Annotated in this window: 12 protein-coding genes; 7 read left to right on the forward strand and 5 right to left on the reverse strand. The window is 71.4% G+C overall.

Annotated features, from left to right (window positions below; translation table 11 throughout):
* The first annotated feature begins 973 nt into the window (after positions 1-973).
* A complete protein-coding gene (locus tag Ahu01nite_RS33765) occupies positions 974-2,107 on the forward strand; it encodes a lipase family protein (protein ID WP_203840766.1) in 1,134 nt (377 codons plus the stop codon).
* A 379-nt stretch (positions 2,108-2,486) separates the two neighbouring features.
* The gene (locus Ahu01nite_RS33770) at positions 2,487-2,894 is read left to right on the forward strand and encodes a sigma-70 family RNA polymerase sigma factor (RefSeq protein WP_203840767.1); all 408 of its coding nucleotides are present in this window, start codon (positions 2,487-2,489) and stop codon (positions 2,892-2,894) included.
* 5 nt (positions 2,895-2,899) lie between these two features.
* Here Ahu01nite_RS33770 and Ahu01nite_RS33775 read toward each other — a convergent pair whose 3' ends face one another.
* The 5 genes from Ahu01nite_RS33775 to Ahu01nite_RS33795 all read right to left on the reverse strand — a co-directional run bounded on the left by Ahu01nite_RS33775 (position 2,900) and on the right by Ahu01nite_RS33795 (position 7,570).
* Entirely contained in the window at positions 2,900-3,940 is a 1,041-nt protein-coding gene (locus tag Ahu01nite_RS33775; RefSeq protein ID WP_203840768.1) for a glycosyltransferase, read from the reverse strand.
* A 154-nt stretch (positions 3,941-4,094) separates the two neighbouring features.
* Complete coding sequence (locus Ahu01nite_RS33780) at positions 4,095-5,255, reverse strand: glycosyltransferase (protein ID WP_203840769.1); 1,161 nt, start codon at positions 5,253-5,255, stop codon at positions 4,095-4,097.
* A gap of 35 nt (positions 5,256-5,290) precedes the next feature.
* Positions 5,291-5,713 (reverse strand): DUF5994 family protein, encoded by a 423-nt coding sequence (locus tag Ahu01nite_RS33785; RefSeq protein ID WP_203840770.1) that lies wholly within the window; start codon positions 5,711-5,713, stop codon positions 5,291-5,293.
* Positions 5,710-5,886, reverse strand: coding sequence for a hypothetical protein (locus Ahu01nite_RS33790; RefSeq protein ID WP_203840771.1), 177 nt, complete (start codon positions 5,884-5,886; stop codon positions 5,710-5,712). The genes Ahu01nite_RS33785 and Ahu01nite_RS33790 overlap by 4 nt, the downstream gene beginning before the upstream one ends.
* Before the next feature lie 421 nt (positions 5,887-6,307).
* Positions 6,308-7,570 carry an alpha/beta fold hydrolase gene (locus tag Ahu01nite_RS33795; protein WP_203840772.1) on the reverse strand — a complete coding sequence of 421 codons (1,263 nt, stop codon included), beginning with the start codon at positions 7,568-7,570 and terminating at the stop codon, positions 6,308-6,310.
* A 115-nt stretch (positions 7,571-7,685) separates the two neighbouring features.
* Between Ahu01nite_RS33795 and Ahu01nite_RS33800 the strand changes: the two genes are divergently transcribed.
* The 5 genes from Ahu01nite_RS33800 to Ahu01nite_RS33820 all read left to right on the forward strand — a co-directional run bounded on the left by Ahu01nite_RS33800 (position 7,686) and on the right by Ahu01nite_RS33820 (position 12,047).
* On the forward strand, positions 7,686-8,609 hold the full coding sequence (locus Ahu01nite_RS33800; protein ID WP_203840773.1) for a hypothetical protein: 924 nt from the start codon (positions 7,686-7,688) through the stop codon (positions 8,607-8,609).
* The gene (locus Ahu01nite_RS33805; protein ID WP_203840774.1) at positions 8,606-9,055 is read left to right on the forward strand and encodes an ABA4-like family protein; all 450 of its coding nucleotides are present in this window, start codon (positions 8,606-8,608) and stop codon (positions 9,053-9,055) included. The genes Ahu01nite_RS33800 and Ahu01nite_RS33805 overlap by 4 nt, the downstream gene beginning before the upstream one ends.
* 113 nt (positions 9,056-9,168) lie before the next feature.
* Positions 9,169-10,332, forward strand: coding sequence for a sensor histidine kinase (locus Ahu01nite_RS33810; RefSeq protein ID WP_203840775.1), 1,164 nt, complete (start codon positions 9,169-9,171; stop codon positions 10,330-10,332).
* The gene (locus Ahu01nite_RS33815) at positions 10,329-10,955 is read left to right on the forward strand and encodes a response regulator (protein ID WP_203840776.1); all 627 of its coding nucleotides are present in this window, start codon (positions 10,329-10,331) and stop codon (positions 10,953-10,955) included. Before Ahu01nite_RS33810 ends, Ahu01nite_RS33815 begins: the two co-directional genes overlap by 4 nt.
* 30 nt (positions 10,956-10,985) lie before the next feature.
* The gene (locus Ahu01nite_RS33820) at positions 10,986-12,047 is read left to right on the forward strand and encodes a hypothetical protein (protein WP_203840777.1); all 1,062 of its coding nucleotides are present in this window, start codon (positions 10,986-10,988) and stop codon (positions 12,045-12,047) included.
* Positions 12,048-12,145: the final 98 nt, after the last annotated feature.

The raw sequence follows: 12,145 nt of genomic DNA on the forward strand, positions 1-12,145 counted from the left end.
CGACCATTCCGCCTTCAGCCGGTCCGCCTTCAGCCGGTCCGCCTTCAGCCTCTACCCCTCCGGCCATCCCACCCTCGGCCCGCCCTCTTGGGCCGATCTACTTCCGGCCCGTCCCCTTCGACCGGTCCCCGCCGGCATCAGAAGCCTTATTCCCCGCCCAGGTCCGGGCCGGTGCGGTCCGCCCGCCCGGTCCGCACCGGCCCGCCCTGGGAGCACCCCGCAAGCCGCACCACCCCGCACCACCCGGCAATCCGCACAACCCCGCACGCCGCACCACCCCGCGCCACCCCGCAAGCCGCACCACCTCGCATCACCCGGCAAATCGCACCACCTCGCATCACCCGGCAAGCCGCACCACCCGATCCACCCGGCAAGCCGATCCACCCGATCCACCCGGCAAGCGCACCGATCGACTAGCTGCACCACCGCTCCACTTCGCACTCCGCTCCACCGCATCAGAACGTCCCGTGTGCGTGCGCACGCACGTACACCCCTACAACCTGCGCGCATATGTGTGCGTGCACACCACCCCGTACCACCCGAAATCCGCACGCTGCGCCACCCGCACGACAGCACTCGTGCGGGTGCGCCGCCCTCACCCGTGCCGGCGTTCATGACACAGAACGGCAGTGCATCGTTCCGACAGCACGATGCGTGCCGTGAGACCGCCGTGCGGAAACCGTCAGGTGATACCCGCACCGATCGCCGTCCGGCTGTTCGCACCCCGCGAAGCGTGCCCCGGGCCCGACGACCGGGCGCCGTCCCCGCAGGCCCAGGACCGCCGCAGCAATGCCGGCGGCGCGAGACCACGTCCGGAGAACTGATCCGCGAGCATTCACCCGATCACGGTAATCATCGCCGCGAAAGCGGTCCCTTTACATTCTTCGCCGGCCGGAATCCGGTCAGTGCCACAGGCTGCCCGTAATCCGTCCGTCAGTAATGCGCGATACCGCTTCCCTGAAAGGACACATACATGAGAACTGTGCTCCGACGGCGTTACGCCGTCCGCCTGGCCGCAGCCGGTCAGGCCGTTGTGCTCGCCCTTGCCGGTGTTGTTCTTACCACCAGCGGCCCCGCGAACGCGGTGGTCAATGTCGCCGGAACCGTTCTGTCGTCGGCGAATCTCACCGTTCCGGCGGAATACTCAGCGCTGGCAACGGCCAAGAAAATCACGTATGTGACGACCGCGATCAACGGCGCGTTCATCACCACCTCCGGGCTGGTGTTCACGCCGAAGAGCAACAAGAAGAACAAGACGGTCGTATGGGCGCACGGTACGACCGGGCTGGCCGACAACTGCGCTCCATCCACCAACATAAACGTCTTCTGGCCCGAGGCGATCGCCGCCATCAAGGTGCTGTTGCAGCGCGGCTGGACCGTTTCCGCCCCGGACTACGCGGGGCTCGGCACGGCCGGTAGCCACCCGTACCTGGTCGGGGCGAGCGAGGCTCGGGCGATCATCGACAGCGCCAAGGCCGCGCGGAACCTCGACGCCGCGCTCGGCACCCAGTACGCGATCGACGGCCACTCGCAGGGCGGTCAGGGCGCGTTGTTCGCCAACCAGCTCGCCCCCTCGTACGACGGCGCCCTGGTCCTGAAGGGCACCGCGGCGATCGCACCGGTGTCGAACCTCAACCTGATCGCCCCCGACATCCCGGGTACGCCCGGCCAGGGGTACCTCGTGATGGCCCTCTACGGCATCAACGCGGTGGAGCCGACGTTCGTCCCGAACAACTACCTGGCAGCGCCGGCGAAGTCCAAGGCCTCGGTGCTGACGACCGGCTGTCTCTACGAGATCCTCGACGCGTACGCCTCGTTCACCCCGGAACAGCTCGTGCCGGGCGGCGTTGTGTCACAGACCGTCCTGAACAAACTGGCACAGTACGGTAACCCGGCGACGTCCGCGCCCAGCGCCCCGATCCTCATCGTGCAGGGCACCGACGACGAGGCCGTCCCGTACGTCATCACGGCCGGCCCGCTGATCACCGAGCTGAACACCTACAACGCCCCCGAGCAGTTCATCACCCTCGACGGCCAGACCCACGACGGCGCGGTCTTCGCCTCCGTGAACACGGTCGCCGACTGGATCGCGGCCCACTTCGTCTGAGCAAACCGCCCGGCCCGTTCGGCCCGCCCGACCCGAGCGACCCGAACGGCCCGGGCCACCCGAACGGCCCACGCCCACCTGACCTGATTCGCCCCCTCTCAGACCGGCCCCTGGGGAGGGACCGGCGGAGCCCCACGCGGGCATATCAACCACCGCGTGGGGCTCCGTCGCCTCCGCACGACGCAGTCCACTCCGGAGTTATCGCAGCTCCTCGGTGGACACCCGGCAGGGCGAACCGCGTACCACTTCCGGGCGAATCAGCTGGTCCCGCGGCAGTTGATATCGGTATTGTCGGTGTATCTGCGGGGATGTCACCCTGCATCGTCGCTCCAGACCCCGGCGGCACGAAATTCTCTTATGCCATGGTCTGGAGCCTGCTGTGCGCATTTCCCTTCGCCGACCGTCTCTGAACCGCGACGCGGTGCCCGAGGTCGACTTCGGCTCCCTGATGGAACAGGTGTCCCGCGGAGACCGCGAGGCCTTCGCGATCCTGTACGAACACACCTCCGGGCCGGTCCGGGACCGGATCCAGGCCCACCTGGTGCATCGACACGCGACGACGACACTGGTGGCGGCCGTCTATGTCGAGGTGTGGTGGCTGGCCGGCTGTTACGCCGGGCCGGCTTCCGGCGTCACCGGATGGATCCACGGCATCGCCGAGCGGCGCTTGAGAGACCGGCGCCCGCAGCCCCCGGTCCCCGCGGCCTCGACGGAGCGAACCATCGAGGTACGCGAGCTGGCGGACCTGCTCGGCCGGGCCCCGGAGGAGCTCACGAGCTACAGGTGACGGCGTTACCGGGACCTCGGCGTGCGCTTGTGCTGCAGGGTCGCGATCAGCGCGAGGGTGGATTCGGCGCCCTGGTTGACGTTGACGCCCTGCGCGGTCAGTCCGTCGAAGCCGCCGCCCGTCGCGCGGTCCCACATCGTGACGCCGGCGTCGTTGTCGCCGAGGAACCACTGCACACATTGGCCCACTGTCACCAGCCATTGTTCGTCGCCGGTGACCTCGGCGGCGGTGGCGCAGGCGTCGGCGAGGGCGGCGATCTCGATGGGTTGCTGGTCGTAGCGTTGCCGTTTGGTCCGGCGGGTCCATCCGGTGACCGGGAGCGGGCGCAGGTGCCCGTCGGCCAGGTGGGCGTCGCGCAGCCAGGTGAGCATCCGCAGACCGGCTGCGCGCAACGCCACGTCGCCGCGGCGGTGGCCCGCGGCGATGACCACCTCGGCGAGGGCGGCGCTGGCATAGCTGAGGTGCGGGTACGGCCAGGACCACGCCGGGTCCGGGTCGGGCCACCCGATCGCGGAGGCGGCGTCGGCGAGCAGCGTCGCGGCGAGCTCGTTGCCCGGGTCGGCACGCAGGATCTCCGCCGCGCCGAGCCCCGCGAACGCCATGGCGTGCGGGGCCGGTGACCTGCGGGCAGCGCCGGTGGTGAACGCCCGCAGCGCCGAGTCCCGGATCCAGCTCGCGGGGTGGCGGGCCGCGGCGGTGCCGAGGCCCCACAGGGCGCGGCCCCACCAGTCGCCGAGCTCCGGGCGGTCGGTCCAGCGCCGCTCGAAGCTGAGCCGGTTGTGGAACGAGCCGTCGTCGGCCTGGGCGTGGACGAGAAACGTCAGGTACGTCTCGGCGAGCCGCAGCAGCGCCGGCGCCGGGTCCGGCTCGCGGCTGACAACGAGCAGGCCCCGGGCCACGTCATCGGTGCAGTAGCCGTGCTCGCGGCGGGCGATGGCGTGCTGCGCGTGCTCGAACAACCCGGTGTCGTCGGTGAGCCGGATCAGATGATGGAACGGCGGCGTCGGCGTGGTCCGCCGCGCCGGTGCCTCAACCGGCGCCGTCATGGCTGAGCCTCCTCAGGCATGCCCTCAGGGCCGCAGACCGCGGACGCCGGGGAAAGCCGCGCCGCCGGAACGACGAGGTGATCCGTTATGGCCGAGCGGCCGCGGGCCACGAACGTCGAGGAGGTCCGCGCCTGCGGAGCGAGAATGCGATCGGTCATACCAGGGCGGTCGCAGAAACAGAGGCAGAAACAGACGCGGGGACAGTGGCCGGGGCGGCGGAGGAACCAGCCACCGGGGCGCCGGTGACGAGCGCGGCGGCGAGGGCTTCGTAGCGGGCGGCGACGGCGGGCCAGCGCAGGGCCGCGTTGTCGGAGCCGGCGACGGGGCCGCGGTTGGTGAGGACCTTGCGGACCGCGGCGGCCAGGGCTCGGGGGTTGCGGTGGGGGACGATGAGGCCCGGGCCGTCGGTGAGGACTTCGACGGCGTGCGGGAACGAGGTGGCGACGACGGGTACGCCCGCCGCGACCGCTTCCACCAGGACGCCCGAGGTGACCTGTTCGGTGGAGTCGTACGGCAGGACGACCACGTCGGCCGATCCGATGAGGGCGCCGAGCCCGGCCTGGTCGAGGTAGGTATCCCGGAAGTCGACCTGGGGTGCCACGCCGAGCTCGGCGCTGAGCCGGTGCAGGCCCGACCGGTACGACTCGCCGTGCAGTTCGATCACGCGGGGGTGGGTCCGGCCCGCGACGATGTACAGCGGGTCGAGGCTCTTGAGGGGTACGAGGGCCCGGATCGCCCATTCGATGCCCTTGCCCGGCCCGAGCAGGCCCCAGGTCAGCATGTGCGGACGGGCGGGCCGCTCGGCGCGCGTACCCGTGTCGAAAGCCGCACCGTGCGGGATGACGGCGACCTTTGCCGGATCGATGTCGTAACCGATCACGAGCCGGTCCCGGGCGGTGGCGGTCATCGTGACGGCGGCGCCGGCCGTGGCGACGACCTGCTCCAGCACGGACTTCTGCCGCGGCGTGGGCCGGCTGAGGACGGTGTGCAGGACCACGATCGCGGGTACGGTCAGCCGTCGCATGAGCCGGAGCACGTCAGCGCCGTCAGCACCGGGGTAGATGCCGTACTCGTGCTGCACGATCGCGACGTCGAACGAGTTCAGCGCGTCAGCAGCCTCCCGCCAGCCGTCAGCCGCCGCCATCCGCCACGTGTGCGCGACGTCGGGCCCGGACGGCGTGTGGTCCCCCGGGGCGGTGACCCGCACGACGCTGCCGGCCGTGTCACCGCCGGTGATGCTCCCGGCGAGCGCGGCGTTGAACGTCGCCAGGCCGCATCGGGTGGGTGGCTGGGTGCTCAGAAATCCGAACCGCATAACCCCTGCTTTCGATGGTTGGAGTGCCACTGCGGTCAGGCTGTGAGCCCGGTCAGCAGGTCGGGCGCGCGGCGTTCGCCGTCCGGGTCGGCCGCGGCGGCCATGACGGTCTCCGCCTGCTCCCCGCTCGCGCCGGCGGGCACGATCACCAGGTCGTAACGGTCGCGGCCGAAGTCGGTCATCAGCGTGACCAGGCCGTGTGGCTGGGAGCTGAACCAGGCGAGCCGGACGGCGCGGCGGTCGCCGGGCAGCCGTTTCGGGTGCGGCGCCTGCCAGTCCTCGGTGCGGGCCAGCGCGTGGGTGATGGTGCCGCGCTGGCCGTTGAGCTCGGCGACGAGCTGCGGCAGCTCGGTGGTCAGGTCGTTCGTGCGGGGCCACCACGCGCCGTCGAGCAGCTTGCCCCGGGTGTCCCCGGGGGCGAGGCGCAGCCGGACGGTGGGTGCCGCGACGGCGGTCATGACGCGGCCGCTTTCGCCACGAGGTCGTCGGCGCTCAGGTCGAGGGTGGCGAGCAGTCCGACCTGGTGGTGCAGGTCGACCTGGTCGGGCAGGGAACGGTCGACCCAGTCGGCGCGCTGGTTCTTGCCGCGCTCGCGAAGGGCGGTGACGATGACGTGCCGGGGAACCATCATGGCGGGGCTGCTTCCGTGGTGCCACGACGGGATGCAACACGGCACCGGCCACGGGCCGACGGCCGCCCTGCACCGCGTGCGCAGCGGTGAATGGCGCGGGAAAGCCCGTCGGATCGGCCCGTGCGTCATCGGAAGATCGCGATGCGGCGGGGTCGAGGCCGAACCGGTGTGCCGACGGCAGGATCACCGAGAGGCTGGAATGCCGGAAATTTGGCAGCGCCAGGAGCGACAAGGCCAAGGTTGACAGCGCCCGAACAACGATGCCAAATAGACCGAACAACGAGGCCAATAGACCGGCCGACTGCGCATGGTGCCCGTCAGAGGAGCACGCAGTTCCGGAGTACTGCGTACTTTACGCCCCCGGCGGCCGTTCCGGCGAACCTGGTGACCGGGCCCACCCCATCGAGACCGTCACCCAGCGTCACGCCAGACCGGTGGCCATATCCATCAGGCGGCCCAGGACCCGCTCGCCGTCAGCGCGCAGACCGTCGTGCTCGAACTCGTTGGTGACCCACGTCCGGACGTTGCCGACCGCGGCGGCCGTCTCCAGGGACAGGCCGGCGTCGACGTACATGTCGTCGTGGTAGACCGCCGCGCGGACCGGGACCTCGTTCGAGGCGAGCCGCGCCGGGTCGTACAGGGCGGGCCAGTCCTGCGCGCGGGCCAGGATCTCGGCGGCCCCCGCGAACGGCCGCAGCGCCTTGATCTCCTCGAACATCCAGGGGAACATCATCTCGCCGGTGAAGTAGAGCGGGTCGGCCTTCTCCGCGAACTCCGGATACAGCGCGATCGCCTCCTCGGCGGCCCACCCGGTCGCGCTGCCCGGGGCGCCGTAGCAGTACTCCTGCAACGCGTACAGAGGGCGGTCGACGAACCCGGTCTCGCTCGTCACGGCGTACCGGAAGGCATCGGGAATTTCCGCACCGAGGCCGGCGGACTCGATCAGCCAGTGCACGTTCGAGAAGCCGTTGCTCATGCCGAAGGCAGAGCCGAGCAGTCGCAGGCGCCGGGCCGTGAGCCGGTCACCGTCGGGCAGGCGGACATCCTCGGCGGTGAGCCGGTCACTCAGGCGGCGGATCGCGGCGGCATCCTCCGGGTACGCCTGGTAGTACGCGGCGTTCTTGGCCGCGACCCGGGGATAGGTACGCGCGTACACGTCCTGCGCCGTCGCGGTGAGCCCCGGCAGACCCCCGGTGACGTAGCAGTTACGCAGACCCTCAGGCGCGATCGAGAGGTACGTGAGGGTGCAGAACCCGCCGTAGCTCTGCCCGAAGGTGTCCCACGGCACCCAGCCGGCGACCTCCTCCCGCAGGATCTCGGCGTCGCGCACGATACTGTCGGCACGCATCAGCCTCAGGTACGCGGCGATCTGCTCATCGGTCATCCCCTGCACCGTCCGCGCGGTGATCGGCGTGCTGCGCCCGGTGCCGCGCTGGTCCAGCATCAGCACCCGGTGCGTGCGCAGGGCCCGGCGCAGCCACGCGTCCTGCCCGAACGGCCGCGTCCCCGGGCTGCCCGGCCCGCCCTGCAGGAACAACAGCCACGGCAGCTCGTCGCGGGCCCGGTCGGCGGCGACGATCTCGCGGGCGAACACCTCGATGGTCTCCCCGTCGTCCGGCCGCGAGTGGTCGAGCGGCACGGCGACGACATGGTCCTTGAAGACGATTCCGGGATTCGCGATCACGGTTCGGAGCATAAACGTGCCTCCTCCCCAGGGAGGAGGCAAGGCTCGGACCAGCGGCCGCGGGTCCGGCCCCGGGGCGGGCGAAACGGGCGCCGCGGCACCCGAGGATCGACCCATGACCACCACAAACATGCCGGTACGGCTCCAGCGCTGGAACCGTCCGCTGCTGGTCCTGGCCGCCGCCATGGCCGTGCTGACGATCGCCACCCTGGCGGGACTCGCCGCCGACGACCGGATCGTCACCGGAGCTCCGGTCTGGCTCAAGCCGTTCAAGTTCTCCGTCTCGTTCGTCCTCTACGCGGGCACCCTCGCGTGGATGCTGACCCTGCTGCCCCGGCGCAGCCGCCTCGCCGAGTGGTCGACCGTCGTCATCGTCGCGATGAGCGTCGCCGAGATGGTCGTCATCGCCGGGCAGGCCGCCCGGGGCCAGACCAGCCACTACAACCAGACCAGCGCGCTCAACTCGGTGCTCTGGAACGTGATGGCCGTCGCGATCATGGCGCTGTTCGTGGCACAGATCGTGATCGCCGTGGTGGTGCTGCGGGCACGGATCGCCGACCGGGTCGCCGCTCTGGGCGTACGACTCGGACTGGGTCTGTCGTCCTTGGGCATGCTGGCAGCGGTCCCGATGGTCCTGCCGACAGCCGCACCGGGTATCGACAACATCGCCGGTGCGCACAGCGTCGGCACTCTCGACGGCGGGCCCGGACTGCCGGTGCTGGGCTGGAGCACGGTCGGCGGCGACCTGCGCGCCGGGCATTTCGTGGGCTTGCACGCCCTGCAGGCCCTGCCGCTGCTCGCGCTCCTGCTGGCCCGGCTCGGCGGGCGGCTCGCGCAGCGTACGCAGATCGGGCTGCTCCGGATCGCGGGAACGGCCTACGGCGCGGTGACCGTCGTCCTGACCTGGCAGGCACTGCGCGGCCAGCCGGTCGTGCACCCGGATGCCCTGACCCTCACCGCCCTGGCCGTCATCGTGGCCGCCACCGCGACCGCCGCCGGTGTGTATCTCTCCGCGAACCGGAAGGCTGTGACCGCATGACCGGGTTTCTGTTCACGATGACGTTCTACTGCGCCGCGCCGTTCTGGGCCCTGATGATCCTGCTGCCAGGCTGGTCGTGGACGCGCCGGATCATCGGCTCGCCGTGGATCGTGCTGCCGCCGCTGCTGATCTACGCGATCACCGTGGCCGGGTCGTTCGGCGAGGTCCTCCCGGCTGTCGCCTCACCGACGCTCGGGGGTGTCCGGGAGCTGCTCGGCTCGGCCGACGGTGCCACCGCGGGCTGGGCGCACATGATCGCCTTTGATCTGTTCGTCGGGCGGTGGGCTTGGCTCGACAGCCGGGAGCGCGCGATTCCGGCGCTGGTCATGGCCCCGGTTCTGCTGCTCACGATCCTGCTCGGGCCGCTGGGGCTGCTCGCGTACCTCGTCCTCCGCCGCTGGTGGCGCCCGAAAACGGTTGCGGGCGATTCAGTTGTGCACGATTAAGTTGTGTGCAATTAAGTTGTGCACAATTAAATTGCACACAACCAAGTTGTGCACAACCGATGTGGGTGAGTGGTGCGGGGAGAGCGATGCTCCGGCGGCATAGGGTGAGGGCCGTGAGATGGGCAGGCCGGCTCTTCGACGCACGCGGCGCTCTCGTGCGGTGGGTGCTGGTGGACCTGGCGGGCGTGGGCTTCCTGGTCTACAGCGTCCAGGCGCACCGGTCGCCGGGGGCGGACCAGTGGGTGCTCGCGGTGGTTGCCTTCGCGGCGGCGCTGGTTCTGCGCAACCGACCGACCGCGAACCTGGCGGCCCAGGCCGCGCTGCTCGCGGTGGCGATGGGGCTGCTCGACGATCCGACGATCAACCAGGTCGGGGCGGGCTGGGCGTTGCTCGAGGTGACCATCTGGGCGAAGCCGGTGGTGCGCTGGTGGGGTGCCGGCCTGCTCTCGGTGGTGTACGTGGCCGGCGGGTACGGGTCGCTGTTCGTGCGGGTCTTCGGCCTGATGGTGGCGGTCGTCGTGCCGCTGCTGCTCGGCATGGTCGTCCGGATCAGCGCCGAGCTCGCCCGCGAGGCCTCGGAACGCGTCGCCGAGGGGCACCGCCGCCGCGAGTCGGAGCTGCGCGCGGCCCGGGCCGACGAGCGCACCGCCATCGCCCGGGAGCTGCACGACGTGGTCGCGCATCACGTGGCGTCGATGGTGCTGCGGGTCGGGGTGGCGCGGCACGTGCTGCCCGGGCTGGACCCGCAGGTGAGCGACGTCTTCGACGATGTGCACGGCACCGGTACGACGGCCCTGGCGGACCTGCGGCGGCTGGTCGCGGTGCTTCGGGACCCCGATGGCGTACGCGGGGACGCCGCCCTCACCGCAATCGAACCGGCCGCCCTGCCCGCGGCACTGGATGGCGCCGTGGAGACCGCGCGCCGCTCCGGGCTGGTGGTCGACGCGGAGATCTCCCCGGCAGCCGGCGCCCTCGACGCGGTCCGCGGCCTCGCCGTGCTGCGCCTGACCCAGGAGGCCCTGACGAACGTGGCGAAACACGCGGGCCCCGGCACCCACGTACGGCTGGTCGTCGCGGTCGGCGACGGTGACGTCACGTGGGAGGTCCGCGACGACGGCGGCCGCGGCACCCGGGCCGTCCCGCCGGTGCCGTCCGGTGGCGGGCACGGCCTGACCGGGATGCGCGAACGGGTGTCGGTGCTGGGCGGCGAGCTCGAAGCCGGCCCCGTCGACGCAGGCTGGCGCGTCCGCACGATCCTCCCGAAGGTGGCCACATGATCCGGGTTCTTCTCGTGGACGACCAGCATCTGATCCGGGCGGGCCTGCGGATGCTGTGCGACGCCCAGCCCGACCTGGAGGTGGTCGGCGAGGCGGACAACGGCCGCGACGCGGTCTCCCTCGCCGAGCGGCTCACCCCCGACCTGACCGTGATGGACCTGCGCATGCCCGGCCTGGACGGCATCACCGCGACCGGGCGCATCCTGGCCGCCCGGCCCGCCGCCCGGGTGCTGGTGCTGACGACGTTCGGCGACGACGACCATCTCTACCCGGCGCTCAACGCGGGGGCCTGCGGTTTCCTGCTCAAGGACGCCTCCCCCGAGGACCTGCTGGACGGCATCCGGCGCGCGGCGGCCGGCGACAGCCCGTTCAGTCAGGACGTCCTGCGCCGGCTGGTCCGCCGGGCGATTCAGGCCCCCACGGAGGGGCCGCGCACGGCGGTGGCCCTGACCGCCCGGGAACGCGACGTGCTCGCCCTGGTCGCGGAGGGCCTCGGCAACACCGAGATCGGCGAGCGGCTCCACATCGGCGTGACCACGGTCAAGACCCACGTCACCAGCCTGATGACCAAGACCGGCAGCCCCAACCGGGTACGCCTGGCGCTCTACGCCCACGGCGCGTGACAGCACCTGTACCCCGGTAACATCGCGGCGGTGACGTTCGACGTGTACTTCGATGTCCTCAGCCGCACCGCCGACCCCGACGAATGGGAGGCCGCGCTGGCCGGCATCGTCGAGCAGGCGCAGCGGGCCGAGCCGGCCGAGGTGCAGACCGCGCTGGAACGCCTCGTCCAGGGGATGCGGGCCATGCCGTTCTTCTTCGCGCAGGACCTCGCCCAGGTCATCGGCGCCGTCGCCGGGCTCGGCACCGACCCGCTCGTGGTGCTGCCGGTCCTCGTGGAGCGGGCCACCGAGGTGCTGGAGTCGGCCGCGCTCTTCGCCGGCCTGTGCGAGGCGGACCTCGGCGAGATCCCGGACCTCACCGATGAGAGTACGGCCCGAGAGGCGCTCGCCCGCTTCACCGAGCTCGCCCGCCGCCGCAGCCTCGACGCGCACGAGGCCGAGCTGCTGATGCAGGCCTGGATGTCCGCCGACCAGCTGGTCCAGCCGCTGCTGGTGCTCTGCCAGCGCGCCGACGCCCGGGCCGCGCTACCCGGCCGCGAACGGCTCGCCGCCGCGATCGAACCCGTCCGCGAACGGCTCGGCACGCCGTCCTGGCTGGCCGGGCTGCTCGAGGTCCTCGACGACGAACCGCTGATCGTGCTCGACCGCGGCTTCGCGGGCACCGGCCGCGGCTACCGTGTCACGATCGGCGGCATCGCCGACAACTTCCAGCTCCACACGCTCCTCGCCGCCGCCCTGATCAGCTCACCCGCCGACGGCCGGGCCGACGAGACCCTGCTGCCCGGGCGCCCGCCGACGGAGATCGAGATCGCCGCGGCGAGCACCGGTGACCCGGCACCCGAGGGTGGCATCACGGGCAGCTGGAACATGATCGACGCCAACGGCGACTGGATCTGGAACGAGGGCAAACCCGCCTACATCCCCCACCACGACGGCGTACGCGTCATCGTGCTCGACGCCGCCCCCTACGAGCGCTCCTGGAACGCAGGCCGGGTCTACCCGCTGATGCTCCCCGCGCTGCACGTCGACGGCCCGCTCACCCCGCAGGAAGCAGCCGCCCTCCTCAGCCAGGTGAAACCCGCCTCCCGCTGAGTAAGCGGCCGGCCCCGCCGCCCCGCCCAGACAGCCCCGCCCAGACAGCCCCGCCCAGACAAGCCCGCCCAGACAAGCCCGCCCAGACAAGCCCGCCC

The sequence above is a fragment of the Winogradskya humida genome, from assembly GCF_016862215.1.
GTDB lineage: Bacteria > Actinomycetota > Actinomycetes > Mycobacteriales > Micromonosporaceae > Actinoplanes > Actinoplanes humidus.

Bases quoted from the DNA above. Each gene is read 5' to 3' on its own strand.
- Ahu01nite_RS33765 (WP_203840766.1), top strand. From the start codon at position 974: ATGAGAACTGTGCTCCGACGGCGTTACGCCGTCCGCCTGGCCGCAGCC.
- Ahu01nite_RS33775 (WP_203840768.1), bottom strand. From the start codon at position 3,940: ATGACGGCGCCGGTTGAGGCACCGGCGCGGCGGACCACGCCGACGCCG.
- Ahu01nite_RS33780 (WP_203840769.1), bottom strand. From the start codon at position 5,255: ATGCGGTTCGGATTTCTGAGCACCCAGCCACCCACCCGATGCGGCCTG.
- Ahu01nite_RS33785 (WP_203840770.1), bottom strand. From the start codon at position 5,713: ATGACCGCCGTCGCGGCACCCACCGTCCGGCTGCGCCTCGCCCCCGGG.
- Ahu01nite_RS33790 (WP_203840771.1), bottom strand. From the start codon at position 5,886: ATGATGGTTCCCCGGCACGTCATCGTCACCGCCCTTCGCGAGCGCGGC.
- Ahu01nite_RS33800 (WP_203840773.1), top strand. From the start codon at position 7,686: ATGACCACCACAAACATGCCGGTACGGCTCCAGCGCTGGAACCGTCCG.
- Ahu01nite_RS33805 (WP_203840774.1), top strand. From the start codon at position 8,606: ATGACCGGGTTTCTGTTCACGATGACGTTCTACTGCGCCGCGCCGTTC.
- Ahu01nite_RS33815 (WP_203840776.1), top strand. From the start codon at position 10,329: ATGATCCGGGTTCTTCTCGTGGACGACCAGCATCTGATCCGGGCGGGC.